Genomic DNA, 25,791 nt, shown 5'->3' on the forward strand with positions numbered 1-25,791 from the left:
GATCCAGAACAACCACCGTCGTCTATTGTCCCTATACCTTATGCCTATCAATGCACTTTTGTAGGAGCGAGCTTGCTCGCGAAAATCGTCAACGATAACGCGGTAAGCCTGGCGCCCAGCGGCACTCTCAGGTTTTTCGCGAGCAAGCTCGCTCCTACAAAAGAAAGGCCAAAGGCAGCAATAGTCGTATTCCGAGTGCCCCGGTTATGTTTGGCCGAAGGCTTGTGTCATGATGATCCGACCGCAGGTTAGTCGTCCTCTTCCTATATGAATAGATCTTCCGCGTTGCTCCTCGCTTTTGTCTTCCTCAGCGGCTGCCAGGCCATGGCACCCGTGTCGCCGGACGCTACGTCGCCGGTGGAAGACAGCACTCCCGCCCCTGAAAAGCCCAAGGTTTATTCCTCGTTCAGTGAAGAAACGATCTACAGCCTGCTGACCGCTGAACTGGCCGGCCAGCGCAATCGCTTCGATATTGCGCTGGATAATTACGTGACCCAGGCCATCAATACCCAGGACCCGGGGATTTCCGAGCGAGCGTTTCGCATCGCCGAATACCTGGGCGCCGACCAGGCAGCGCTGGACACCTCGCTGATCTGGGCCAAAAACGCCCCGGATGACCTGGAAGCCCAGCGCGCCGCAGCCGTGCAACTGGCGCGTGCCGGGCGCTATGACGACTCCATGGTCTACATGGAGAAGGTTTTGCAGGGCAAGGGCGACACGCATTTTGACTTTCTTGCGCTGTCGGCCGCCGACACCGACCAGGACACGCGCAATGGCCTGATGAAGAGTTTCGATCGCCTGCTGCAAAAGCACCCGAAGAACAGCCAGTTGATTTTCGGCAAGGCCCTGCTGCTGCAACAGGACGATGAAGCCGACGCCGCGCTCAAACTCCTGGAACAGAACCCGCCGGAAGAAGGCGAAATCGCGCCGATCCTGTTACGTGCACGCCTGCTGCAAAGCCTTAACCGCGGCAAGGAAGCGATTCCGCTGCTGGAAAAAAGCATCAAGAAATACCCAGGCGACAAGCGCCTGCTCCTGACCTATGCACGCATGCTGGTTGAGCAGGATCGTATGGAAGACGCCAAAGTGCAGTTCGCCAACTTGGTCCAGCAATACCCGGACGACGACGAACTGCGTTATTCCCTGGCACTGGTGTGCCTGGAAGCCAAGGCCTGGGACGAGGCCAAGGGCTACCTGCAAGAACTGATCGAACGTGACAGCCACGTGGACTCGGCGCACCTGAACCTGGGCCGCATCGCTGAAGAGCGTAACGCCCCGCAGGCGGCCCTGCTTGAATATGCCCAGGTCGGCCCCGGCAATGACTACCTGCCCGCCCAGTTGCGCCAGGCCGACATCCTGATGAGCAATGGCCGCACCGACGAAGCGGAAAAACGCCTGGCCGCGGCCCGCGATGCCGAGCCGGACTATGCCATCCAGCTGTACCTGATCCAGGCCGAGACCTTATCGGCCAACAAGCAGGGCGAACGCGCCTGGAAGTTATTGCAACAGGCGTTGCTGCAATACCCCGACGATTTGAACCTGCTGTACACCCGCGCCATGCAGGCGGAAAAACGCAATGACCTGGCGCAGTTGGAAAAAGACCTGCGCCTGATCATCAAGCGCGACCCGGACAACGCCATGGCCCTTAACGCCCTGGGCTACACCTTGTCCGACCGCACAACGCGCTACGCCGAAGCCAAGGCGCTGATCGAACAAGCCCACGCGCTCAACCCGGAAGACCCGGCCGTACTCGACAGCCTGGGCTGGGTGAATTACCGACTGGGCAACCTCGACGAGGCCGAGCGCTTGCTGCGCCAGGCACTTGAGCGTTTCCCGGACCAAGAAGTTGCCGCACACCTGGGCGAAGTGCTCTGGGCCAATGGCAAGCAGCGCGAAGCCCGACAAATCTGGGAAAAATTCCTCAAGGAACAACCCGACAGCCCCATCCTGCGCAGCACCATCAAGCGCCTGACCGGATCCGAGACCCTTTAAGCTTATGTTCTTGCGCCACGTTATCGTTTTCAGCTTCATCGCCCTGCTCGCCGGTTGCGCGGGCATCGGCAGCCGTGAATCCGTTGAAGGCCAGGGCAACCCGGCACAATGGAAACAACACAAGGACCAGCTCAGCAGCATCGATGGCTGGCAGATCGAGGGCAAGGTCGGGGTGCGTGCGCCGAAAGATTCCGGCAGCGGCACCCTGTTCTGGCTGCAACGCCAGGACTATTACGACATTCGCCTCTCGGGCCCCCTGGGTCGTGGCGCAGCCCGCCTGACTGGCCGGCCGGGGCAAGTCAGCCTGGAAGTGGCCAATCAGGGCCGCTATGAGGCAACCTCCCCGGAAGAACTGCTGGAGCAGCAGATTGGCTGGAAGTTGCCCGTCTCGCATTTGGTCTGGTGGGTGCGCGGCCTGCCGGCACCTGACAGCAAGAGCCGTCTGAGCCTCAATGGCGACAGTCGCCTCGCCACCCTGGAGCAGGATGGCTGGCAGGTCGAATATTTGAGCTACGTGGAGCAAAGCGGCTATTGGCTTCCCGAGCGTATCAAGCTGCATGGCACCGACCTTGATGTCACGCTGGTGATCAAGGACTGGCAACCGCGCAAACTGGGGCAATAACGTGTCCGCACAAAAATTGACCCTGCCCTCCCCGGCCAAGCTCAACCTGATGCTGCACATCCTTGGCCGTCGTGAAGATGGCTACCACGAGTTGCAGACGCTGTTTCAGTTTCTCGACTACGGCGATGAGCTGACCTTTGCCGTGCGTGACGATGGCGTGATTCAACTGCACACCGAATTCGACGGTGTGCCCCACGACAGCAACCTGATCGTGCGGGCGGCCAAAAAACTTCAGGAAAACTCCGGCTGCCCACTTGGCATTGATATCTGGATCGACAAAATCCTGCCCATGGGCGGGGGTATCGGTGGCGGCAGCTCAAATGCCGCGACCACTTTGTTGGGCCTCAATCACTTATGGCAACTGGGCTGGGACCACGATCGCCTTGCTGCGCTGGGCCTCACGCTGGGCGCCGACGTCCCGGTCTTCGTGCGGGGGCACGCCGCATTTGCTGAGGGCGTCGGGGAGAAACTCACCCCTGTAGAGCCCGAAGAACCTTGGTATGTCGTGCTGGTGCCGCAAGTATCTGTAAGTACAGCAGAAATTTTTTCAGATCCGTTGTTGACACGTAACTCTTCTCCCATTAAAGTGCGCCCCGTTCCCAAGGGAAACAGTCGAAATGACTGCTTACCGGTTGTAGCAAGGCGTTATCCAGAGGTACGTAACGCTTTGAATTTGTTAGGTAAATTTACCGAAGCAAAATTAACCGGCACTGGAAGTTGTGTGTTTGGGGGCTTCCCAAGCAAAGCTGAAGCTGATAAAGTCTCGGCCCTTCTTACAGAGACCCTTACAGGGTTTGTAGCAAAGGGAAGCAACGTTTCGATGTTGCATCGCAAGCTGCAAAGTCTGCTCTAAAAGGAACCGAGTGTTAGGCACTCGTTGCAACAGATACAGGGGCGTCGCCAAGCGGTAAGGCAGCAGGTTTTGATCCTGCCATGCGTTGGTTCGAATCCAGCCGCCCCTGCCATTTTCTAATACTCATCCAGGTTACCCTCAGCCTCTAGGTACTGCGCGTGTCCAAGATGATGGTCTTTACGGGGAATGCCAACCCCGATCTGGCTCGACGTGTCGTACGTCAGCTGCATATCCCTCTCGGTGACATCTCTGTCGGTAAATTCTCCGACGGCGAAATTACAGCCGAGATCAATGAAAATGTCCGCGGTAAAGACGTCTTCATTATTCAGCCGACCTGCGCTCCGACCAACGATAACCTGATGGAACTCGTCGTGATGGCTGATGCCTTCCGCCGCTCCTCAGCGACTCGAATCACAGCTGTAATCCCTTACTTTGGTTATGCCCGTCAGGATCGCCGTCCGCGCTCCGCACGTGTAGCTATCAGCGCGAAAGTCGTTGCTGACATGCTGACCGTGGTAGGTATCGACCGTGTGCTCACGGTTGACCTGCACGCTGACCAAATCCAGGGGTTCTTCGATATTCCGGTAGATAACATCTACGGCTCCCCCGTCCTGGTGGATGACATCGAAGACCAGCGCTTTGAAAACCTGATGATCGTGTCCCCGGACATTGGTGGCGTCGTGCGTGCACGGGCTGTTGCCAAATCCCTGGGCGTGGACCTCGGGATCATCGACAAACGCCGCGAGAAAGCCAATCACTCTGAAGTGATGCATATCATCGGTGATGTCGAAGGGCGTACCTGTATTCTGGTTGATGACATGGTCGACACCGCCGGCACCCTGTGCCACGCGGCTAAAGCCTTGAAAGAGCACGGTGCAGCAAAAGTCTTCGCCTACTGCACACACCCTGTGCTGTCGGGCCGAGCGATCGAGAACATCGAGAACTCCGTGCTGGACGAACTGGTGGTGACCAACACCATCCCGTTGTCCGCCGCAGCCCAAGCCTGTGCACGTATCCGTCAACTGGATATTGCACCGGTCGTTGCCGAAGCGGTTCGCCGCATCAGCAATGAAGAATCGATCAGCGCGATGTTCCGTTAAGGGTCAAACCAACGGATCACCTCACTGACGAAAAGCGCCCCGCCCCAGCATTCCGCTGGGGCGGGGCTTTTTTGCCCATATCGAGTTCGGCGCTGGTCGCAAACGCCCCTCGATGATGGCTATTTTGGAGATACAACATGAACGAATTTACTCTGAACGCCCAAGCGCGTACTGACCTGGGGAAAGGTGCGAGCCGCCGCCTGCGTCACGCCGCCAACATCCCAGCCGTTGTCTACGGTGGTAACAAGCCTGCTGAATCCGTGACCATCCTGGCCAAGGAAATCGCCAAGCTGTTCGAAAACGAAGCTGCCTACAGCCACGTTATCGAGCTGAACGTCGACGGCGCCAAGCAGAACGTCATCGTTAAAGCGATGCAGCGTCACCCTTCCAAGCAGTTCATCATGCACGCTGACTTCGTTCGCGTTGTAGCTGGCCAGAAACTGACCGCCATCGTGCCTGTGCACTTTGTGGGTGAAGAAGCTCCGGTCAAGAAAGGCGGCGAGATCTCTCACGTCCTGAACGAAATCGAAGTGACCTGCCTGCCGAAAGACCTGCCTGAGTTCATCGAAGTCGACCTGTCGGCTCTGGAAATCGGCGCCATCGTTCACCTGTCCGACCTCAAGGCCCCTAAAGGCGTTGAGTTTGTCGCACTGGCTCACGGTGATGACAAAGCTGTTGCCAACGTTCACGCTCCACGCGTTGCTCCAGAAGCTGAAGAAGGCGCTGCAGAGTAATTCACTCTGTATTGCCGGAGCTTGAGGAAACATCGCGGACCGAAACGTAGCGAGAAAGCGGGCGATAACGCGGCGTTTACTCTTGAGTAAATGATGTAGTGTCGTCCACTTTCGCCGCACATAGGTACGGCGATGTTATCCACAACTCCAAAGGAAGGGTCCCTGTCGTGACTGCCATTAAACTGATCGTTGGCCTGGGAAATCCAGGCGCCGAATACGAACAGACCCGGCATAACGCGGGGGCCCTTTTTGTTGAGCGCATCGCCCACGCCCAAGGCGTCAACCTGGTGGCCGATCGCAAATATTTTGGCCTGACAGGGCGCTTCTCGCACCAGGGTCAGGATGTTCGTCTACTGATTCCCACCACCTACATGAACCGCAGCGGCCAGGCTGTCGCGGCGCTTGCGGGCTTCTTCCGGATCAAACCCGAAGAAATCCTGGTGGCCCATGACGAACTGGACCTGCCACCCGGCGTAGCCAAGCTCAAGCTCGGCGGCGGGCATGGTGGGCACAACGGCCTGCGCGACATCATCGCGCAGTTGGGCAATCAGAATAATTTTTACCGTCTGCGGCTCGGCATTGGCCACCCAGGCGTTGCCAGTATGGTTTCAAATTTCGTCCTGGGTCGTGCGCCACGCGCCGAACAGGAAAAACTCGATGCCAGCATCGATTTTGCCCTCGGCGTGCTGCCGGATATCTTCGCCGGTGAATGGAACCGCGCGATGAAAAACCTGCACAGCCAGAAGGCCTGACTCTTATCCGAGGGGAAACACCATGGGATTCAATTGCGGCATCGTCGGCCTGCCCAACGTCGGCAAGTCCACCCTGTTCAACGCCCTGACCAAGTCCGGTATTGCGGCGGAGAACTTCCCCTTCTGCACCATCGAACCCAACAGCGGTATTGTGCCGATGCCGGACCCGCGCCTTGACGCGCTGGCGGCCATCGTCAATCCCAAGCGCATCCTGCCGACCACCATGGAGTTCGTCGACATCGCGGGCCTGGTCGCCGGCGCCTCGAAAGGTGAAGGCCTGGGTAACAAGTTCCTGGCCAACATCCGCGAAACCGATGCCATCGCCCACGTGGTCCGCTGCTTTGAAGACGAGAACGTGATTCACGTCTCCAACAGCGTCGACCCCAAGCGCGACATCGAGATCATCGACCTGGAACTGATCTTCGCCGACCTCGACAGCTGCGAAAAGCAACTGCAGAAAGTTGCGCGTAACGCCAAGGGCGGCGACAAGGATGCAGTGGTCCAGAAGGGCCTGCTGGAGCAATTGATCGCGCACTTCACCGAAGGCAAGCCGGCGCGCAGCCTGATGAAGAACATGGGTGCCGATGAGAAGGCCGTGATCAAGGGCTTTCACCTGCTGACCACCAAGCCTGTGATGTACATCGCCAACGTTGCCGAAGACGGCTTCGAGAACAACCCACTGCTCGACGTGGTCAAGGCCATTGCAGACGAAGAAGGCGCCATCGTTGTTCCGGTGTGCAACAAGATCGAAGCGGAAATCGCCGAGCTCGATGACGGCGAAGAAAAGGACATGTTCCTCGAGGCCCTGGGCCTGGAAGAGCCAGGCCTGAACCGCGTGATCCGCGCCGGCTACGAAATGCTCAACCTGCAGACCTACTTCACCGCCGGTGTCGAAGAAGTCCGCGCCTGGACCGTCAAGGTCGGTGCCACCGCGCCACAGGCCGCCGGCGTGATCCACACCGACTTCGAAAAAGGCTTCATCCGCGCCGAAGTGATCGCCTACAACGACTTCATCCAGTTCAAGGGCGAAGCCGGTGCCAAGGAAGCTGGTAAATGGCGCCTGGAAGGCAAGGACTACATTGTCAAAGATGGCGATGTGATGCACTTCCGCTTTAATGTGTAATTGCCACCTGTAAACTTAGTTCCAGACTAAAAGCCGATGCATTGCATCGGCTTTTTTGTGGCCGCAAGCTTAATAAACAACCGCCCACTTACCTCAAAATACTCCGACCTCTCAGAAACGTCCTATTTACCTCCCAACCCATTACACCCACAAAACCAAAACCCTTTTAAAATGCAAACTTACAATCATTTTCCTACAGTATTCCGGCCTATAACTACCACTGCACCGGGTGACAACTTTTATAATCTGCGCTCTACTGAGCTGGCGCTTTCACACCGTCTTCCAACAGTGAAGTCATAGCGAACAGGGAGTATCAATCGATGTCGGCCTACGTCCAGAAGGATAATAAAACAGACGTTTCACTCATCGAGGGTCAGGAACTTGAAACCACGCTTAACAACACTGCCGCTCTTAACATTGACATCCTGTTATTGGGAGAGACCGGCACCGGCAAAGATACCTTGGCACAACGGATTCATCGCTTATCCGGCCGCAGCGGTAATTTCGTTGCGGTGAACTGTGCGGCTATCCCTGAAAGCCTGGCGGAAAGCCAGTTGTTCGGTGTCAACAGCGGTGCCTATACCGGGGCCATACAATCAAGGGCTGGATTCGTCGAGGCAGCCCACTTGGGCACCCTGTACCTGGATGAAATCGACAGCATGCCCTTGAGCCTGCAAGCCAAGCTGCTGCGTGTGCTGGAGTGCCGCGGGGTGGAGCGCCTTGGCTCGACTCGGTTGATTTCCGTGGACATGCGCGTCATTGCATCGGCCCAGCAATCTCTGCAAATCATGGTCGAACAAGGCGCCTTCAGACGTGATCTCTACTTTCGGCTGAATGTCGTGAGCATCGAACTCCCGGCCCTGCGAGATCGACGCGAACGGATCATCCCGCTGTTTCTGCAAATGATCCAGGAGGAAGCGGACCAGTTCAAATGCACTCCCCCAATGCCCTCTGACGGCCTGCTGCATCAGTTGCTCTGCCACCCCTGGCTGGGGAATGTGCGGGAGCTACGTTCGACAGCGAAGCGGTTCGTGCTGGGGTTGCCACCGCTCTCAACGCCAGTGCGCAGCCAACAACCTCATCAAACAGGCCTGAAGGCGCGTCTCCAGCAAATTGAAAAAGCACTAATTGAAGAGTCAATGTACCGCCACCAACATTGCGTCGATACCGTGGCGGTTGAACTGGGGCTACCAAAGCGCACGCTCTATTACAGAATGAAACAACTGGACATCTCGCTGGCACAGAGTGGATCGGGCCTTACATGATGCATGTTCGATATGAAAAACGAATAAAAACATACAGAAACATTTAGCCTTGGAAACATTTGGAACGCTTTACTCGCACAAACCACACATTCAGAGCCAAGCTAAAGTTGTAAAAAAACTTAAGCCTCGGCAACACTTAAGCAATGATAATCCATCAGTTTAAAATTGAAAGTGGAGTCTTATTATGAATGGTATTGGCGGCAGCCCCTCTTCAAGCAGCGTAAACACCTCTGCATCAGCGAGTAGTTCGGGCGGTTCAGGCAGTAAGAGCAATGAGGAATTGCTTGGGAAAGCAGAGGCCATCGCACGTGAAGGTTTCGAACTCAGCCTGAAGGCAAAGCAAATTACTAACAAGTATGCGGCGGCCAAAGAAGTTCGATAACTCGATCGACCTCCCCGGTTTAACCACCGGGGAGGTCTTCTACGCAGCGCGCACTACAAATAGTGTCATTGGCAATCAATGAAGTCTGCCGCTCTCTTTATCGCAGGTCACCTATGCAAATAGATAACTTTTATACCTCCGGCAATCACCGGCTTGAAGACGCTTATAAATCACGTGAGCCGTCATCGTCCAACATAGATGCCAGTTTTTTCTCGTCAATGCTTGGACAAACAACCCCCCCGGCGGCTGTCACGCGCAAAGAAGGCGCGCCGACGGTACTGGCGCAGGCGGCACAACAACTCAAGCATACAGAGAACAACTTGGTACGCCTGCTCAAATCTTCAAGTAAGGGCACTGAGATGGAGGCATTCACAGAGTACCCACGTGAACTTTCCAAAGCGGTCCTGACCTCACAATTACTCGTTAAATGCCTGGGCAAGACCACCCAGTGCATCGACAAACTCAGCAACCTGCAATAGTGACTATGAAAAACTTTCTATCTGCCGCTCTGCTCCTGACGGCGACCCTCCTGTTAAGCGCTTGCAGCGATCGCGTTGAACTTCATCGCCAACTCTCCGAGCAAGAGGCAAATGAGGTAGTAGCAGAGTTGGCGGATAAACATATTCGCGCGCAAAAAATTCCGGCCAAGGACGGCGTTGTGGTGGCGGTGGACGCCACTGACATCGGGCGCGCTGTACGTACTCTTGAAGCTGCAGGCTTACCCCGAGTGGCGAGAGCCACGTTGGGCGATACCTTCCGTAAGGAAGGGGTGATTTCCACACCACTGGAAGAGCGGGCACGCTACATCTACGCCCTGTCCCAGGAGCTTGAGGCTACGCTGTCCAACATCGACGGCGTTATCGTTGCCCGCGTGCATGTGGTGCTGCCAGAACGCATCGCTCCAGGGGAGCCGGTACAACCCGCCTCCGCCTCGGTATTCATCAAGCACGACCCACGTCTGGACCCTGACAACATCCGCGCACGCGTTCGCAGGATGGTGTCCAGCAGCATTCCGGGCATGACCACGGCAGTGGACAACCCACAGAAACTCACCGTGATATTCGTACCTGCCACCACTTATCAGGAACAGCAACGCCTGGTGTATTTCGGTCCTTTCCTGGTGCCAAACGGCGACCTTGGTTTTTGGCGAAACAGCCTGATCATTTCGCTGTTTGGGCTGGTGGCATCCGTGGGTGCCGTTCTGTTCCTGCACAATCGCCGTCAGCGCCTTGTACTGGAGCCGGCGGTGGCAGGCAAACCGATCACCCCAGCTCATGACGCCTGAGTTGAACCATCCCATGCGCGAAAACCTGGCCTGGGCTCAGTGGTGGGCGTTCCCGTGGGACTACGCCCATGAAGACTGGAAAAGTGACAAGTACTCCGTCATTCAAGCGCTGTATCGAAGCCGCAAGATAGTGCCAGCCGAGCTTACGGGTGTGGTGACCTGCCTGCCTGCGCCTCCACAACCGACTGTGCTTCGCCTGGCCCTTGCGTCAACGGAACAACTGGACCTGGCACTCAGGCTGGTACATGACACCTTCAACCCTGAAGCCGCGGGCTCCTTGAGCGACAACCATCACCTGTGGTGCATGCGCCTTTCCAAGGCGCTGCCCCCAGACATGCTCTCCTGCGACGCAGAGCCCTTGCAGTCGCTTTATAGCTGGGTAGAACCCGCTACCTGGCAGCGCCTGCGGTTGCGCTTTATCCGCGAACACGTCTTGGCGGTTGAGAAGACAAACCGCAAGTTCGAAACCACCAACAGCCGACTGAAAACGCTATGGCAGGCGGTCGTCTGGCGCGTGACGACACTGGCCAGTGAACCGCAGCCGCTTGGCGCAAACGAGTAAGGAGATCAGCGATGTTATGCCGATACGCGATTGAGTTACTCAAGGACGCACCTGGGCTGCGGCGCACTCTGATCCCCCGAGAAGAGCTTGCGAGCTGGGAACAGGGCGAGGCGCTATTGAGCCGCGCTATTGCCCAGGCCGACGAACGGATAAGCCTGGCAGAAAAAAAATGTGAAGCCCTGCTGGAACAAGCCTCGCTGGACGTCTGGCAGCGGGCGGATGCTCAGTTCAAACGCTGGGAGCGCGATCGCCAGGCGATGTGCGACAGCCTGGAACGCTACGCGACATCGATCACCCACCAGGCTATTCGTCATCTGCTTGACGAAACCGTCCCCCCCCAACGGTTGGCAGCGTTGCTCAAACAGCTGCTGGCCAACCAGGTCCAGGAAATCGACGCGACGCTGTTTTGTCACCCACTGGACCTTGAGGCGATAAAACAACGCCTCGCTCATCACAAGAGTGCTTTCTGGAAACTCCAGGCCGACGAAACACTTGAGCCGCAGACACTTGTACTGAAAACCGACGAGGGCGACTTTCGTATCAGTTGGAACGCCATGCTCGCGACGTTTTTCAACCCCAACAAAGAACACAAGATAAATAGCTAACCCTGCTCACCTGGCACAACTGATTCATCCACACGGTTTCACAAAACCCAAGAGGAAACATCATGGACTTTTATAACGACCTCTCCCGGCAGCTGTTAAAAACCAGCAGTAGCGCCAATAAACTCTATAAAAAAACATCGAATGAGATGGACAGCATCGAAGACTCCAACTTGTTCTTTGATCTGGCCGTAAAGGCGACCACCACCCAAATGGCGTATCTGGAACACAACCGCGCCAACCACCTGATGATAAAGAACGTATTCGAGAGTTTTCAGTAAATGAAAGTGCTCGTCAGTAAATGGTGGAAAAACCGTCAAGAACCGCTTTCGTTGCTTGAAGGCGATGACGAAATCACTCTGCGATCCCAGGGCGACACCTTATTACTGGGGGCCTATCTAAGCTCGCTTACATCAGAGCACCCGGCACTGGAGCAGTGGATGCGTCTGGGCGCCGCCAGCTTGAGCCATTTCCAGGGTGCACTGGCTCAAAAAGCTGACACGGGCGCGCTGTGGTTGATTCAAAGCCTGCACACCGATCGTGGAGAAGCCCACGTGCTCGGTTGCCTCGAGGCTCTGCTCAACCAACGCGATACATGGCGCGCCATCGTTGCGCGCCTTGCTCGTCCAGGCCAGAACCTCAAACCCACCCCGCTGCGTTCACGCTCGTACTAATCAGAGAACTGTCTATGCCTAACAAGACCCATAAGGGCAACCGCTTGTGCCTTGACTCGCCTGGTGTTTCATCCAAAAGAGCCCAGTGGCGGAACGTGTTCCTGTTCTCCTGGCTGCTGGTTTCAACACACAGCGCGCTGGCCGCCATCCCTTCGGAATGGAAAAACACTGCCTACGCTTATGAAGCCGAGCATAAGCCGGTGCGCGAGGTACTCGATGATTTCGCCCAGACCTTCGGTACACAACTGCAGATCGAGGGCCTGCTGGAGGGCATCGTCAATGGCAAGATACGCGCTAACACCCCGCAGTCATTGCTCGACCGTCTGGGGGTAGAACATCGCTTCCAATGGTACCTGTACAACAACACGCTCTACATCAGTACTCTGGATCAGCAAGAGTCTGCGCGCCTGGAGGTCTCCTCTGAGACCATTGCCGACCTCAAGCAGGCCCTCACTGATATCGGCCTGCTCGATAGCCGCTTCGGTTGGGGTGAGCTGCCCGAGGATGGCATCGTGTTGGTCTCAGGGCCTCGGCGCTATATCGAACAAATCAAGCAGTTCAGCAGCCAGCGCCGCTCAGTGGATGAAAAACAGAGCGTGTTGAGTTTCCCGCTGAAGTTCGCCAATGCGGCGGATCGCCAGGTGGATTATCGTGGCGAGAAGCTCACCATTACGGGGGTTTCCAGCATTGTGCGGGGCTTACTGGAGCCACGCTCCAATCCGACAACCCCGGCGTTGGCCCAGCGCCCCGCCTCACAGCCTGCCCCTCTCGTGCCCAACGTTCCCCGCTTGAGCAACCCGTTGCTGGGGCAGATGCTCGGTACAAACGGCACTCCCATGCCGATGGATATTGGCGCCACGCTCACCCCACGCGCGTCGGCACCTGCCAGCCGAATTCGCGTCGAAGCCGATATGCGCAACAACGCGGTGCTCATCTATGACCTGCCAGAGCGCCAGGCCATGTACCGCGAGTTGATCGCTCAACTGGATGTGGCGCGCAAACTGGTGGAAATCGATACGATCATTCTGGATATCGAGCGCACGCAATTGCGTGAGTTTGGAGTGAACTGGGGGTTTCAGAACAGCCGCTTCCGTGGCGGTGCAAATATGGCGCCCGGCACATCGCAACAGTTGTCGATCGAGAATCGCGACCGTTTCTATGCTGACATACGCGCCCTGGAAGCCAAGGGCCTGGCAACCATGGTGTCCAACCCCTCCGTACTCACCTTGGAAAACCAGCCGGCGGTAATCGACTTCAACCGCACTCAATACCTGACACCGGGTCGTCAGAACGCAACCATCTTGCCGGTCACCGTGGGTACCAGCGTCCAGGTCGTGCCCCGCGTCATCACCAGCCGAGGCAGCCATCAGATTCACTTGGTCGTGGATATCGAGGACGGCATGTTCGACGAGTCCAACCCCAATCGTGACCTCAAAGACCTCGATGTGCGCCGCGGTAACGTCAGCACCCAGGCGGTCATGGCGGAAAAGCGCTCAATGGTGATTGGCGGATTCCACGTCACGGAAAGCGCCGACAAGCACAATAAGGTGCCGCTGCTGGGCGATATCCCTCTGCTGGGCAAGGCGTTGTTCTCTTCAAGCGAACGGCAGAACAATCGACGTGAACGCCTGTTCATCATCACCCCGCGCGTCATCGGCGACCAGGCCGACCCATCCCGCTACTTGCCCCAGGCAGACCAGGTCGAGTTGCAGACGGCCCTGGCGCCCTTGGCCAGGCGCAACGCCCCTCACCAGCCCGAGATCAAGCGTAGCGACATCATCAGCACCCTGGCGCACCTGGTGACAGGGCAGGTGCCCAAGGCTTTCAAGTTGGCGCCCATGCCCCTGGGGTTGAACACGTTGTGCAGTCCCCGCGACTTGCTCGCGCTGAGCACCGAGCGCAGCCAATGGTATGCAGGCCCTGAATACAACGTCGCGGTCGTCGTGATGCGCAACCAGTTCAACCGCAATGTGCGCATCGATGAAAAAGAATGCAGCAATTCGCAGACCCTGGCCGTCACCGTATGGCCACGCGCCTGGCTGAAGCCTGGAGAGGAAGCGGAGGTCTTCATCGCCATGCGCCCTGTGGTGAAGGATGAACACCTCAGCGTACCGCGCCCTACTTTGATTACTCCTGTTAAGAAGGTCCGACCATGAGACATCAATTGTTGTGCGTCACCCTGATCGGCGCGGCGCTGCTCGTCAGCGCTTGCACCCCTACATGCAAAGGCGACTCCTGCTCACGCCCACAGTCGACCGCGCAGAAGATGGTGATCTGGTGGCCCTCGCACATGCGCGTCCAGCCTGGACCGTCCGGGGAGCGAGCGGACTACCAGACGGTATCGCTGGAGCGATGAGCACGACGCAAATGCCCGACAACCAACCCCAGGGAATGCTGAACGACTTGGTGAGCGGCGCTGCCGCTCACCTGTCTCTCGCGCCCGGTATCAAAGTGTGCACATTGCAGGCGGGCAGTCGCCCGGGGTTGGCTCTGCATGTCGCTCGCGAAGCGTTGCAAGCCGGGCAATTGCAACGGATATTACAGCGCCGCTTTGAGCAGGCCCTGGTCTTCGAGGGGTGCTTTGTCTACCTTGATGCCCAGGGCACCATGGTGATCTGGCACGGGCTGCCAACACCGCCCGGCAATCTGGACAGGGCGCTGAGCCGGATGCTCTCGCTGGCCGGTCTTAGCGTCCTGGACCCAGGATCCAGTCGCTGATCAGCGCTGGTCAAGCTCCGGGAGCTCCAGGGTCTCGCGTTTGGCGTCATCATCCAGCTCGCGCAAGGTGCGATAGATCAACGCCACGGCCTGCAGGGTTTCGCGAGGAATGCTGGCTCCCAGCTTTTTGGTATAGATCGTCCGTGCCAACCACACACACTGAATCACCGGGACCTCGGCGGCCTTCGCGCGCGCGATCAGTTTTCGCGCCTCGTCGTCCGTGCCTTTGCTGATCAATAGGGGCAGAGGCGTCTTGCCAGGACGGTAATACAGAGCGACCGCAAAGTGCGTCGGGTTGACCACCAGCATGTCCGCCTCCTCCAGCTTGGGCAGTTTGACCTTCGGCTCCTCCTGGGCCAATTGCTGCGCCAACTGACGGCGCTGGCCTTTCACATGGGGGTCGCCTTCCATGTCCTTGTACTCTTTGACCACCTCGACTTGCGTCATCCGCATGCGCTTGGCAAAGAAGTACTTCTGCATGGTCATGTCGATAAGCGCCAGTACCAGTAACAGCCCAAGGCAGGCGTGCAGCAAATAACGAAACAGAGCAATCAGCGCCAGGATGTAACTTTGCAGATCACTGTTTGCCAGGTTGATCAGCGTCCCCACGGAGGGCCAGACCACCACGTAAACAATCATTCCCAACAGAAACGCCTTGGCGATGCTCATCAACAGATTGATCACCGACTGGGCAGAAAACATTTGCTTGAGTTGGCTCAGGGGGTTGAGGCGGTTGAAATCCAGCTTCAGGGTCTGCGGGGCAAACAGCAACCCGAACTGCATCCAACTGCTGATCAGCTTCGTGGCAATCGCCAGGGCGGCCATCAGCAGGGAAAACGAAAAAAACACGGTCAGTCCGTCCACTAATACTTCTTCCAGCGATCGTGCAAACGGCTGGCCCACGCGGGACATCGGCAACACCATCATTTGCTGGAAGCGCTGCATGCTGGTCTCGGCGGTAAACAGCGCAATCTCGCTGATGGCCGCCAGCGCCAGCAACTTGCCCACGTCCTGGCTTTGGGCGACCTGGCCTTTCTTACGTTGATCGCGCAGCTTCTTGGCTGACGCGGGATGCTTCTTTTCCCCCGAGTCGCTCATGGCGGCGAGCCCTGGAACAACAGCCCCAATATATGTTTAAGATCGCCCAGCTGGCTCAGGCGTCCAACGATCAGGTCCTGCAGTAATGCAAAGTACAACAGCAAAATGCCGATGCCCGCCAGACACTTGACCGGTGGCGCCAGCGTACTCACCTGTAACTGCTGGCTGTACACCCCCAGCAGTGCGACCCCGAACTCCAGCAACAACAGCACCGCAATGAAGGGAGCGGCGTATAGCATCATGTGCGTGAACGTATCGCCCAGCAGGTCGACAAACAGACTCATGCCATTCTCTGCCGGAAGCGGGAACCACACCGTAGGCGGCCAGATCAGGTAGCTGTCCCAGATCACCTGGGTCAACGCGCCCAGCCCCAGCACAGCCATCAGCAAAAAAATCGCCAGTTGCTTGAACAGATGCCCGATCGGCGTCGCGTCCGGCCCCAGCGAGGGGTTGAGCTGGCCACCGGCCAAGGCGCCGCGCTGGTTATCCAGCAGCGCTCCCACCGATTCGAACAGCCAGAACGGCATCGACAACAACACCCCCAGCAGCAACCCAAGGGCCAGCTCCTTCAGCGCCAGGCCAGCGAGCATGAGCCCCGAGAATTCCTGGCCTTGCAATGCCGCATGAATGGCCGGCGCGGGCATCAACGCCATGACCATCACAAGGGTATGCCGGGGCATGCCGCGTATATGCTGAAAACAGAACGCCGCCACCAGGATGCCGCAGGGGTATATACGTGCCATGCCGAGCATCAGGCTGGGCAGCAAATCGAGATACAGCAGCACAGGCAGGGTCTCAGTTCAGGGCCGAACGGCCGATCATTTCAAAGGTCAGGTTGATCAACTGGATCAACTCAACGCCAATCCAGCGCCCTGTCAGGATCAACGTGACCCCCACTGCAACCAGCTTGATGCCAAACGGCAGCGTCTGGTCTTGTACCTGCATCAGCGCTTGCACCAGGGACGTCAGCACGCCGACCACCACCGCCACAATCAACGGGGGTGCCGACAGCACGACCACCAGCAACATCCCCTGCTTGAACAGCACGATCGGTTCCATAGGCGACTCAGAGATAGGAAAGGAACAGGCTGTCGAGCAATCGCGACCAGCCGGACACCAGCACGAACAACAACAGTTTGAGCGGCAGGGAAATAGTCATGGGCGAGACCATTTGCATCCCCAGCGCCAGCAGCAGGTTGGACACAATCAGGTCAATCACAATGAAGGGAATGTAGATCAAAAAGCCGATCTCGAACCCCGCCTGCAACTGCGACAATACGAACGCCGGAATCAGCAGGATCAAGTCTTCGCGCTGCACCTCCTGGGCCATTTGCACAGGCCACAGGCGCGAGGTGTTTTCCAGCAGATGAGTCAGTACATCGGGGTCGACGTTGCGCAGCATGAAAGCTCGCAAGGGTTGGATGGCCTCATTCCCGGTCTGCAGGAACGTGTGCACGTTGCTCATGTCCAGGGGCGATGCCTTGACGTTCTCGGCGATCTCGTAACCTACCGGTGCCATGATGAACAGCGTTGCCGCCAGTGCGATACCGTTGATGGCCATGCCCGGCGGTACCTGCTGCACACCGATGGCGTTGCGGGTGATCATCAGCACAATCACGATCTTCAAAAACGCTGTGCAGACCACCAACAGCATGGGCATCAATGACAATGCCCCAAGAAAGACTGCCAGAATAAGGGGGTCGAGCCCCTGGATTGTCATCGAGCGAACATCACGCGGGACAGCTGAAGGCCCAGGCGCCCGTCGACTTCTACCAACTGCCCTTGAGCAATAGGCCGATCGCCATAATAGAGGCCAGCCATACCGGGACCGTAACCGGCAATACCCAGCACCGAGCCGGCCGCCAGGTTGCGCAGTTCACCCAGCGTAAGGTTGAGTGTTCCGCAGCGTACGCTCAGTGCCATGCTCAACTCATCGAATGGCTCACTGCCGAAGACATCCACCACCGGCATATCTTCCTCACTCCCAGCGTAGTGGGGGGCTGCAAAATTTTCATCCATGGATGTGTCCTCGATAGAAGTTAGGGTCAGGCAAACCGACCCGGTGACATCGTCAATGCAACCATGCAGCCGCTGTTTGCCAACCTGTACATAACCGCTGCCCTGGGCTTGAAAGCAGGTCTGCTCAAGCACCACGACATCACCCGCGCGCAGGCTGCGTGCTTGCGCAACAGGTAGCTGCACACGCCCAAGGGTCACGGCAATTGCCAATTGAAACGATGTAGTGAGCGGCGCGGACGTGGTGCGCCAGGGTCCGGCATCGCACAACGCCAGGAAGGTTTCGGGGGCCAGCCACACATAGCCATCCACCCGAGACGAGCCCAGGGTCGCGCTGAGGCGGCAGCCAAAACCCGTGGCTCGGTCCACTTCTTCCAAGAGGCGCACACTGCCCAGCAACGCCTTGACCTGGGGGCTCAGGTGATAATGGAACAGGTCCCAGAACCAGGAATCAGGGTCATTGCCGAACTGGGCCAACGGCACCGGGCACTCGCCGAGCAGGCTGAGCAACGGTCCCGCCTCAGCGAGCACCAGCGCACCGCACGCCGTCTCCAGACCAAGAGAATCGACCCCAGTAGGAGAACGCCCAGGTTCAAGCCGCAGCTCACCGCGCTGACCTGAGACCTGAAACTCAAGGCGCAGCCCGCGGCCCAATCGACGGCGTGCGGCAACGGTGTCGTGTCGCAGCTTAGGTAATGTCAGTATCGGCACTATCATGCGCAGCCGACGTTGGGCAGGCTGAGGCTCACTGGAAGCCCCAACGCTTGCGTAAATCGGTCCTCACATTGTTGCCGTACACCACTGAGCCAGCGCGCCGTGGCATCGTGCTCCGCTTCCAGTTCAATCGCCCAGGCGCTCTGTTCTCGCCGTACGCTGGCGTTGATCCGTCCCAGGCGTGGCAAGTACAGCACCGCCTGCAACGGCCACTGCGTACCGGCCAACGCCCGAGGTGCCAGCTGTTCGGCCAGCGCCTCGATCATGGCGGTGCCGGCCACGGACTTTTTTCCCGATAAGGAAGCTCCCGTCCCGTCGCCCTCCCCATCATGAGCAAACAGCTGCGCAAACAATCGCCCTTGCTCCCATGGCACTATGCCCGCGGTGCCTGGTTCACGTTCCTCCCTCGGTTCGCGCAAGCGCGAACGTTCAACGGGCTTATTTGCAACCTGGGTCATATCGGCTCCTGTGTCAGTAAAAGGGATAGCTCCTGAAGCTTTTCCACCTGCCGCAGGCATTCGGTGGCTTGCCTCTGCGCACTGCCAACGCGGCTTTCCTTCTCTTGTCGTTGGTTGCGCAATGCCTCAAGCTGCCCCTCACCGCGCTGGGTGCTGGCAGATAAAGAGCGCTCCTGTGCACTCCAGGATTTAAGGCCTTGCAAGGTCAGGACCTGGCCCTGGTGCTGGCTGAGCAACAGCGCACTTTGCCGGGCCTCCTCCTGCCGAGTCTGTTCCAGTGCCTCCTGGGCCTGCTGGATGTGCGCAAGCAGGGCCTGCTGCGCACGCTTGGCCTCACGCAGGGCACGCTCGGCCCGATCGGCCCGGTGCCTGCGCAGGCGCCGCAGCGTCTCCACCTCACCGAGCAGTACGTCAGAATGGGACATGGGTGGTCAGCTCCTTGAGTTGCTCAAGCGTGACGGCCATCGGTGAGGGTTCACGCAAATCCTGGCGCAAGAAACCATCCACCGCTTGACGACTGTTCACGGCCAGGTCAGTCAGCGCATCGCTGCCAGGCTGGTACTCCCCCAGCTTGAGCATCAACTCGATCTGCTGGTACGCCGAGAGCAAACGTCGCAACGCCGTGCCCGCCTGGATATCTTCCGGGGCCGCGACGTTGCTCAGTATTCGAGAAAGGCTCGCCAGCACATCCACCGCCGGATAGTGCCCCCGCTCGGCCAATTTGCGCGACAGCACGATATGGCCGTCGAGCAACGAACGCACCTCATCGGCCACCGGGTCGTTCATGGAGTCCTGCTCGATCAACACCGTGTAAATCGCGGTGATCACACCGTCACGGGTCAACCCGGCGCGCTCCACCAGGCGCGGCAGCAAGCTGTACACCGACGGTGGCAGGCCACCGCGCCCCAACGGTTCGCCGGCAGCCAAGCCAATTTCACGCTGGGCCCTGGCGAAACGGGTCAGGGAGTCAATCAGCAGCAACACGCGTTGGCCCTTGCGCCGAAAACCTTCGGCCAATGCCGTGGCGGTGAATGCGGCGCGGGCGCGCTCCATGCTGGAGCGATCAGACGTAGCACACACCAGTACCGCTTTGGCGCGCAGTTGCTCATCCAGCTCATGGTCGAGAAACTCACGCAACTCGCGGCCCCGCTCGCCGATCAGGCCGAACACGATGACGTCGCATTCGACGTTACGGGCGATCTCGGCCAACAAGGTCGTCTTGCCGCAACCGGCCCCGGCGAACAGACCGACGCGCTGGCCTTCACCCAGCGTCATCAAGCCATCAATGGAACGCACCCCGGTGGCCAGGGCACGGTTGATCCGCGGCCGCTCGGTGGGTAACGGCGCCTCACACAGCACCGCACTGGTGTCGGGCAGTTCAGCTTCGACAAACGCACTGGCGCCCTGCCCCGTAATCGGTCGCCCGAAGCCATCCAGCACTTGGCCCAACAGCGCCTCGCTGACCTGCACACGATGCGAAACGCCCAGGCGCTCAACGCCAGCGCCCACTCGTACGCCTTCCAGATTACCCAGAGCACTGAGTACTGCATCCTGCTGATCAAAGCCGATGATTTCGGCGAGCATGAAATCGCCCGGGCCTTTTTCCACTTGGCACAAGTCGCCGATGCGCGCCTGAGGCAGTCGGCATTGAAGCAACATGCCATTGACGCGCTGGATGCGACCACGCATCGCCACTGGCGCAAAGCTGCTCAGCGCCTGGGCCTGCCGCTGTTGCCAGGCGTCGAGACGCGCTTGCAATTGCATACTCACCAAAGCACCTCATAACGCTGCGCGCCGTCGAAAACCACCTTGCTGTTGTCGATCAACACCAGGCGCAGGCCGTCTACCTGATCCCCCAGAAAAAGCCGGCTACCCTCTTCCAGAACCACGTGGCCGTTCGGTCCGCCCACTATCTGCACAATCCTGAACGGCAAGGCCTCATCGCGCACACGTACACGACTGATCACCGGCACCGCACTGTCGAATTGCTCACCAAAACGGCTGAGCATCCGCGACACCAACTCCACATCCTCCTGGGAAACATCCCCGCTCAGCACGACTTGGCCGTTGATCACCTGCAAGCCGATGCGCGGGCTCAACTCACGCTCACCAAGCATCTTCACCAACTGTTGGCGCACATCAATCGGTGAGGCCAGTTCCTGTTTGCCAGCCACCGCAGGCATCAGCGAAGCCTGGGCCTCATGCTCCCCTGTCGAGACCATGCCCACTACCGCGATGATGATCGCCATCACCAGCACCAGGCTGATCAAGCGCTTTTGCTGCGAGGGTGCAATGGAGGACAACTTCAGTGCCTGCGCGGGTTCATCCGGCGATGGCACCGCTGCGGCTATCGGCGCCACAGGCTCGGGCCACGGGTGATCCGCCAGGGTGACGCATAACCTTACGCTGCCCACTAGAAAGGGCACGTTCAATGCCAGATTCGGGATCTGCGCCATGGCCTGTCCAGCAGCCCCGTACAACAGCTCCGCCTGGGCCTGAACTGACCAGTTGACCTCAGAAAAGCGCAGCAACGCATGATGCTCGGCGACCCCCGGGTCGTTCAGCACCAAATCAGCGTCTGCCTGGGCGCCGATGCTCCATTGTTCGCCGAACAACGGCAACGCAGCGCCCTGGCGCTGGCCATCAAGCACCCGTAACTCATACATCATCGAGCCCTCCTTTGTAGTGACCATGGCCGGAGGCTCATGCCGCAGCCCCCCGCACCAAGGCTTCCTGGCCCAGGTCTATGCGCCCAAGGACCTTGACCTTGGATGTGCTTCCCAACTCAGCGAAAGACAGCACCGGTACATGGTTGAACTCTTCCAGCAGCAAGGTCCGCAATGGGCTGCGCAAGTCTTGCGCCACCAACATCACACTTTTGCTCTTGGCCCTTAAAACAAAGGCCTGGTTGAGCAGGCTGATAAAGGCCGCGCTGTGGTTCTCGTCCAGCGCGAAGAACACGCCGGTCTGGGTCTGGCGCAGCGCCTCGCGCAGGATGTTTTCGCTCTGCGGAGATAACAGCCAGGCATGCAGGCCATCGGCCTCGCTGTACTGGTGGTAGATCTGTGCCTTGAGGGCAATGCGCGCATAGTCGGCCAGGGCTTCCGGCTCACGCTCATGCTGCCCGTACTCGATCAGCGACTCGACAATCAGCCGCACCGCTCGCAGCGGTACGCCTTCACTGGCCAGTCGTTGCAACACCGCCGAAAAACGCGAGAGCGGCATGATGCGCTGCAGTTCCTGCACCAGTTCCGGCTGGTTATGCTCAAGCCAACTCAAGATCGACTTGCTCTCCTGAATCCCCAGGAACTGCGGCCCGCTGAGCATCATCGCCTGCCTCATGCGTTCCAGGATCAGGTGCGTAGCCGTGAAGCGCTCCAGCTCTGGGTTCTCCAGCAGCGGATCATCAGGGGGCAACCAGAGCCAATCCTGTTCATCCCGCTCAGCCAACCCCGGCATAGCGTGCTCCGGCTCAACCGTCAGCGCCTTGCGCTCAACAGCCACCTGGTTGACCACTGACGCCCTGACCATGGGGACTTCATGTACGCAAAAACGCATTTCATCGGCGGCCAGGGAGTCATCGAGTTCAACCTCGAACGGAGGCAATGTCAGGCCAATATTGGCGACCAGCGAGTTTCGCGCCTGGCGAATCCCATGAATCAGGTCCGTCACCTCAGGCGTTCCGCGCAGCACGGGGGAAAACTGCAACAGGTAAGGGCGCGACGGATCAAATCCGCGCAAGTCCTCTTTACCGTTCTCTTCAGGGCGGACCACTTCAGCGGCTTCGTTGGCAGGCGCTGCCTGCCGTTGACGCTGGCGTACCAGGTAATAACCCACGCTGCCGGTGATCAGCGCAATAAAGATAAAGACCAGGGTAGGCATGCCAGGTACTGCTGCGAACGCAAGCATTCCCACCGAGGCAATTACCCAGCTCTTGGGCTCACTGGTCATTTGTCGGGCAATTTCGACCCCCATGCTACTGACGCCTTTGCGCCCATCCGGTGCCACGCGGGTGATGATCATGCCGGCGGTCAGCGAGATCAGCAGCGCGGGAATCTGTGCGATCAGGCCATCCCCGATCGTCAGTACCGAATACAGCGCCATCGAGTCGGCGGCGCTCAACCCGTGCTGGAACATACCCGTGGAGAAACCACCCAGAAGGTTGACCACGACGATGATCAACCCGGCGATAGCGTCGCCCTTGACGAATTTCATGGCGCCGTCCATGGCCCCGAACAGCTGGCTTTCACGCGACAGTTGATCGCGCTTGTCCCGCGCTTGCATGCCGTCAATCAGCCCGGCACGCAGGTCGCTGTCGATGGACATCTGTTTGCCGGGCATTGCGTCCAGGCTGAACCTGGCGGCCACTTCAGCGACCCGCTCCGAGCCCTTGGTGATGACCAGGAAGTTGACCAGGGTCAGGATCAGGAAGATCACCATCCCGACCGCCAGGTTTCCCCCTACCACGAAATTGCCGAAGGCTTCGACGATGTCCCCGGCGTCCTGCTCCAGCAGGATCAAACGCGTGGTCGCAATCGACAGTGCCAATCGAAACATGGTCGTGAGCAACAGAATCGACGGGAACGACGAGAACGCCAAGGGCCCTGGCAAGTAGAGCGCCAGCACGATCAACAGGCACGAAATGCAGATATTCAACGCGATCAGAATATCCACCAGCCAGGTGGGCAGTGGCACGATAAAGATAAAGACGATGGCCATGACCACCACGGCGCCCAGTACTTCTGCTCGCTGTGCCGCCTTGAGCAGCAACCCATTGATGGCCGATAGCACGGTCACGTCATGATCCCCGCCAGACCGGCACGCTTGGTGCCGCCATCGATCCGATTCAGCTCGTCCATCACCGCCACAAAGCTGATCAGGGTTTCCTGACGGACCCGGCTGTCAGGCCACAAGGCCAGGGGCAATTGCTGGATGAGGGGATAGAGCGCGTTGAGCGCAACCAGTTGCCGGGCGGTCGCCCCGCCCCCAAGATCGTCCCCCAGCCGCAGGATTTCACTGGCGGCGATACCGCTGCTGGCGTAGCCCAACAGGCGCTGCAACAGCGTAACGGCCTCATCCTCCATATGCAGGCGCTGCTTGCACTCCACGCAACCGGCCAGCACTGCGCTCAACTGCCCGCAGCTTCGCAGGCCCACCAGCAATGAGCGCAGCAACGGCGTAGGCATCGAGGACACCAAGGCGGCAATATCGTCCGCCAGGGCTTTACGCATCACGTTAAGCCCTTCTTGAAACCGGTCGCCGCCGTATACACCCAGCAAAGCTTGCATCATCGTTGCCAGGGATTGGCGCGTGACCACGCTGGCGTAGTAGAGCGAACGTAGCGCCTGACGTTCCTCGGGGTCCACGCCGGCCGCTTGCAATGCCACGGCAATGTTCAGGCCAGCCTGGATTTCTCCCTTGAAACGAGCCTCCAGCTTGGCGATGGCTGCATGTGCCAAGGCAGCCTCGGATTTACGGCCTTCGGTGTCCGCCTCACTCGCCACATGCTTGAGCACCACGAATGCACGCGCCGGGTCGCCGCCCGCAACGTCGAGCAGTTTTTCGACGCCGACGTTTTGCAGCAATTGCATCCTGATTCGACGCGAAACCGAGGCCATGCTCGCCTGAGCCGGATGACCCAGCTGATCATAAAGCTGCACCAGTTGCTGAGCCGGCGGCACGCGCACGCTCATCTGCCGCTGGCCCAGCGAAAGTTTATTGAGCTCCACTTCCTGATTGAACAGATGGGCCAGTTCGTCCACACCCTTCGCAGGTGCAGGCTCGGAGGTCGTATGAATAACGGGTTGATCCAGGCGTTGGACCGTTTGCACATCGTTGCGAGATTCGACTTTCATGGACAGGCCATTTCAGGAAGAGTGTTTTCCTTGTGTGGCGAGGCCTAACCATACGGTTCCATTGAAATTCGAGACCACGGCGAGTTTGAAAATACTTGCACAGGCCACCATTTCCCACGTGCAACAGCCTGCGTAAAAAATCTTATATTCAAAATATTTTTATATATAAATCAATGAGTTGAACGGTTTTTTCTATTTGGCACACGCAGTGCAATCGGGTTCCTGTCGATACGTTTTCGACTGCGTCTACCTTAAGGAAAAAATCATGAATATCCCTATTGAAGCCTTAGTTCACCTTGGTGGCAATTCGCCTCAATTCATGCTCCATCTGACAGACGATCAACAGAAAAAACTGCGGCGCTTCATTCACAAACGGGTACTCAACCCGGAAGACGCGGATGATCTATTGCAACTGACTTACTTGGAGGCCTGGCGCAATCGCGAGCGCTTCAGTGGTACCGCGACGCTCAGCACCTGGATGTGCGGCATCGCGCAGAACCTGATCCGCAATCACTTCCGGCGCCTGTATGCCAAGCCCTCTCATTGCGAATTCGACGAGTCGCTGTGGCATGGCCATGAAGAAAGCCACAGCCTGGACTGGGAGTTCGAGGTCAACCGACGCCTGGAAAATACCCTGAGCGCGATTGATCACTTGCCCACAGAGATGCGCAGAACACTGTACGCCTCCCTGGAAACCGACGGCAGTTACCAGGACACCGCCGACGTACTGGACATTCCTATCGGCACCGTGCGCTCGCGCCTGTCACGGGCACGCGAACAGCTCAAGCGCGTCACCCACACCCCACTGCATCAATAAGTTGAATTAGCCAGTCAAGCGTTGGGCGACAGGGATATCTGCCCAACACTGTCGGACTTGGCCCGTGAGTAGACCTTCGAAGACACTTAGCGCTTGCGCTCCCCTCATCCACGGTGCATTCGCCACCGCCCGTCGCCAAAACCAGCGCTTTGGCTTAAACAGTTGAAAG

Annotated in this window: 30 protein-coding genes and 1 tRNA gene; 20 read left to right on the forward strand and 11 right to left on the reverse strand. The window is 58.4% G+C overall.

Annotated features, from left to right (window positions below; all coding sequences use genetic code 11):
- Positions 1-267: 267 nt before the first annotated feature.
- From CER19_RS22530 to CER19_RS22615, 19 genes are all read left to right on the forward strand, one after another.
- A complete protein-coding gene (locus tag CER19_RS22530; RefSeq protein ID WP_116668042.1) occupies positions 268-1,992 on the forward strand; it encodes a tetratricopeptide repeat protein in 1,725 nt (574 codons plus the stop codon).
- Positions 1,993-1,996: 4 nt separating this feature from the next.
- Positions 1,997-2,614 (forward strand): lipoprotein insertase outer membrane protein LolB, encoded by a 618-nt coding sequence (lolB, locus tag CER19_RS22535; RefSeq protein WP_032893661.1) that lies wholly within the window; start codon positions 1,997-1,999, stop codon positions 2,612-2,614.
- A 49-nt stretch (positions 2,615-2,663) separates the two neighbouring features.
- The gene (gene ispE / locus CER19_RS22540; RefSeq protein ID WP_256660521.1) at positions 2,664-3,467 is read left to right on the forward strand and encodes a 4-(cytidine 5'-diphospho)-2-C-methyl-D-erythritol kinase; all 804 of its coding nucleotides are present in this window, start codon (positions 2,664-2,666) and stop codon (positions 3,465-3,467) included.
- A gap of 37 nt (positions 3,468-3,504) precedes the next feature.
- Positions 3,505-3,579, forward strand: a tRNA-Gln gene (locus CER19_RS22545).
- 46 nt (positions 3,580-3,625) lie between these two features.
- On the forward strand, positions 3,626-4,567 hold the full coding sequence (locus CER19_RS22550) for a ribose-phosphate pyrophosphokinase (protein ID WP_003171603.1): 942 nt from the start codon (positions 3,626-3,628) through the stop codon (positions 4,565-4,567).
- A 137-nt stretch (positions 4,568-4,704) separates the two neighbouring features.
- Positions 4,705-5,301: a 50S ribosomal protein L25/general stress protein Ctc gene (locus CER19_RS22555; RefSeq protein WP_116668044.1), complete on the forward strand. Its 597-nt coding sequence runs from the start codon at positions 4,705-4,707 to the stop codon at positions 5,299-5,301.
- Between the two features lie 167 nt (positions 5,302-5,468).
- Positions 5,469-6,053 (forward strand): aminoacyl-tRNA hydrolase, encoded by a 585-nt coding sequence (gene pth / locus CER19_RS22560; RefSeq protein ID WP_010213318.1) that lies wholly within the window; start codon positions 5,469-5,471, stop codon positions 6,051-6,053.
- Between the two features lie 22 nt (positions 6,054-6,075).
- Complete coding sequence (gene ychF / locus CER19_RS22565; protein WP_014716830.1) at positions 6,076-7,176, forward strand: redox-regulated ATPase YchF; 1,101 nt, start codon at positions 6,076-6,078, stop codon at positions 7,174-7,176.
- Positions 7,177-7,496: 320 nt separating this feature from the next.
- Complete coding sequence (locus CER19_RS22570; RefSeq protein WP_116668045.1) at positions 7,497-8,441, forward strand: sigma 54-interacting transcriptional regulator; 945 nt, start codon at positions 7,497-7,499, stop codon at positions 8,439-8,441.
- Positions 8,442-8,625: 184 nt separating this feature from the next.
- A complete protein-coding gene (locus tag CER19_RS28660; RefSeq protein WP_133298359.1) occupies positions 8,626-8,823 on the forward strand; it encodes a hypothetical protein in 198 nt (65 codons plus the stop codon).
- A 113-nt stretch (positions 8,824-8,936) separates the two neighbouring features.
- Positions 8,937-9,302 (forward strand): EscI/YscI/HrpB family type III secretion system inner rod protein, encoded by a 366-nt coding sequence (locus CER19_RS22575; RefSeq protein ID WP_116668046.1) that lies wholly within the window; start codon positions 8,937-8,939, stop codon positions 9,300-9,302.
- Positions 9,303-9,307: 5 nt separating this feature from the next.
- Positions 9,308-10,108 carry a type III secretion system inner membrane ring lipoprotein SctJ gene (gene sctJ / locus CER19_RS22580; RefSeq protein ID WP_116668047.1) on the forward strand — a complete coding sequence of 267 codons (801 nt, stop codon included), beginning with the start codon at positions 9,308-9,310 and terminating at the stop codon, positions 10,106-10,108.
- A gap of 13 nt (positions 10,109-10,121) precedes the next feature.
- Positions 10,122-10,670: a type III secretion protein gene (locus tag CER19_RS22585; RefSeq protein WP_116668093.1), complete on the forward strand. Its 549-nt coding sequence runs from the start codon at positions 10,122-10,124 to the stop codon at positions 10,668-10,670.
- Positions 10,671-10,681: 11 nt separating this feature from the next.
- Positions 10,682-11,275, forward strand: a complete 594-nt coding sequence (sctL, locus tag CER19_RS22590) for a type III secretion system stator protein SctL (RefSeq protein ID WP_116668048.1) — start codon at positions 10,682-10,684, stop codon at positions 11,273-11,275.
- 62 nt (positions 11,276-11,337) lie between these two features.
- The gene (locus tag CER19_RS22595; protein ID WP_116668049.1) at positions 11,338-11,553 is read left to right on the forward strand and encodes a hypothetical protein; all 216 of its coding nucleotides are present in this window, start codon (positions 11,338-11,340) and stop codon (positions 11,551-11,553) included.
- Entirely contained in the window at positions 11,554-11,946 is a 393-nt protein-coding gene (locus CER19_RS22600) for a type III secretion protein (protein WP_116668050.1), read from the forward strand.
- 14 nt (positions 11,947-11,960) lie between these two features.
- Positions 11,961-14,102 carry a type III secretion system outer membrane ring subunit SctC gene (gene sctC / locus CER19_RS22605; protein ID WP_116668051.1) on the forward strand — a complete coding sequence of 714 codons (2,142 nt, stop codon included), beginning with the start codon at positions 11,961-11,963 and terminating at the stop codon, positions 14,100-14,102.
- On the forward strand, positions 14,099-14,302 hold the full coding sequence (hrpT, locus tag CER19_RS22610) for an HrpT family type III secretion system protein (protein ID WP_116668052.1): 204 nt from the start codon (positions 14,099-14,101) through the stop codon (positions 14,300-14,302). Before sctC ends, hrpT begins: the two co-directional genes overlap by 4 nt.
- Positions 14,299-14,664, forward strand: coding sequence for a transcriptional regulator (locus CER19_RS22615; protein ID WP_256660519.1), 366 nt, complete (start codon positions 14,299-14,301; stop codon positions 14,662-14,664). Before hrpT ends, CER19_RS22615 begins: the two co-directional genes overlap by 4 nt.
- On the opposite strand, the gene sctU is transcribed toward CER19_RS22615, so the two are convergent.
- Genes sctU through CER19_RS22670 form a run of 11 tightly spaced genes read right to left on the reverse strand, consistent with a single transcriptional unit; the run spans position 14,665 to position 24,805 of the window.
- Positions 14,665-15,762 (reverse strand): type III secretion system export apparatus subunit SctU, encoded by a 1,098-nt coding sequence (sctU, locus tag CER19_RS22620; RefSeq protein ID WP_116668053.1) that lies wholly within the window; start codon positions 15,760-15,762, stop codon positions 14,665-14,667. It lies immediately after the preceding gene.
- Entirely contained in the window at positions 15,759-16,547 is a 789-nt protein-coding gene (sctT, locus tag CER19_RS22625; RefSeq protein ID WP_116668054.1) for a type III secretion system export apparatus subunit SctT, read from the reverse strand. The genes sctU and sctT overlap by 4 nt, the downstream gene beginning before the upstream one ends.
- A gap of 10 nt (positions 16,548-16,557) precedes the next feature.
- Positions 16,558-16,821 (reverse strand): type III secretion system export apparatus subunit SctS, encoded by a 264-nt coding sequence (gene sctS / locus CER19_RS22630; RefSeq protein WP_116668055.1) that lies wholly within the window; start codon positions 16,819-16,821, stop codon positions 16,558-16,560.
- A gap of 7 nt (positions 16,822-16,828) precedes the next feature.
- Entirely contained in the window at positions 16,829-17,482 is a 654-nt protein-coding gene (sctR, locus tag CER19_RS22635; protein ID WP_116668056.1) for a type III secretion system export apparatus subunit SctR, read from the reverse strand.
- Positions 17,479-18,495, reverse strand: a complete 1,017-nt coding sequence (locus CER19_RS22640) for a FliM/FliN family flagellar motor switch protein (protein ID WP_116668057.1) — start codon at positions 18,493-18,495, stop codon at positions 17,479-17,481. The genes sctR and CER19_RS22640 overlap by 4 nt, the downstream gene beginning before the upstream one ends.
- Entirely contained in the window at positions 18,492-18,950 is a 459-nt protein-coding gene (locus tag CER19_RS22645; protein ID WP_116668058.1) for a type III secretion system HrpP C-terminal domain-containing protein, read from the reverse strand. The genes CER19_RS22640 and CER19_RS22645 overlap by 4 nt, the downstream gene beginning before the upstream one ends.
- Complete coding sequence (locus tag CER19_RS22650; RefSeq protein ID WP_116668059.1) at positions 18,947-19,375, reverse strand: YscO family type III secretion system apparatus protein; 429 nt, start codon at positions 19,373-19,375, stop codon at positions 18,947-18,949. The genes CER19_RS22645 and CER19_RS22650 overlap by 4 nt, the downstream gene beginning before the upstream one ends.
- Positions 19,362-20,720 carry a FliI/YscN family ATPase gene (locus tag CER19_RS22655; RefSeq protein WP_116668060.1) on the reverse strand — a complete coding sequence of 453 codons (1,359 nt, stop codon included), beginning with the start codon at positions 20,718-20,720 and terminating at the stop codon, positions 19,362-19,364. Before CER19_RS22655 ends, CER19_RS22650 begins: the two co-directional genes overlap by 14 nt.
- Positions 20,717-21,616: an FHA domain-containing protein gene (locus CER19_RS22660; protein WP_116668095.1), complete on the reverse strand. Its 900-nt coding sequence runs from the start codon at positions 21,614-21,616 to the stop codon at positions 20,717-20,719. The genes CER19_RS22655 and CER19_RS22660 overlap by 4 nt, the downstream gene beginning before the upstream one ends.
- A 37-nt stretch (positions 21,617-21,653) precedes the next feature.
- On the reverse strand, positions 21,654-23,747 hold the full coding sequence (gene sctV, locus CER19_RS22665; protein ID WP_116668061.1) for a type III secretion system export apparatus subunit SctV: 2,094 nt from the start codon (positions 23,745-23,747) through the stop codon (positions 21,654-21,656).
- Positions 23,744-24,805 carry a TyeA family type III secretion system gatekeeper subunit gene (locus CER19_RS22670; RefSeq protein WP_116668062.1) on the reverse strand — a complete coding sequence of 354 codons (1,062 nt, stop codon included), beginning with the start codon at positions 24,803-24,805 and terminating at the stop codon, positions 23,744-23,746. Before CER19_RS22670 ends, sctV begins: the two co-directional genes overlap by 4 nt.
- Positions 24,806-25,070: 265 nt before the next feature.
- Here CER19_RS22670 and CER19_RS22675 point away from each other — a divergent pair, with 265 nt between their 5' ends.
- The gene (locus CER19_RS22675; RefSeq protein WP_116668063.1) at positions 25,071-25,622 is read left to right on the forward strand and encodes an RNA polymerase sigma factor; all 552 of its coding nucleotides are present in this window, start codon (positions 25,071-25,073) and stop codon (positions 25,620-25,622) included.
- The last annotated feature ends 169 nt before the right edge of the window (positions 25,623-25,791 follow it).

Source organism: Pseudomonas sp. GL93 (genome assembly GCF_003408955.1).
Classification (GTDB): domain Bacteria; phylum Pseudomonadota; class Gammaproteobacteria; order Pseudomonadales; family Pseudomonadaceae; genus Aquipseudomonas; species Aquipseudomonas paracarnis.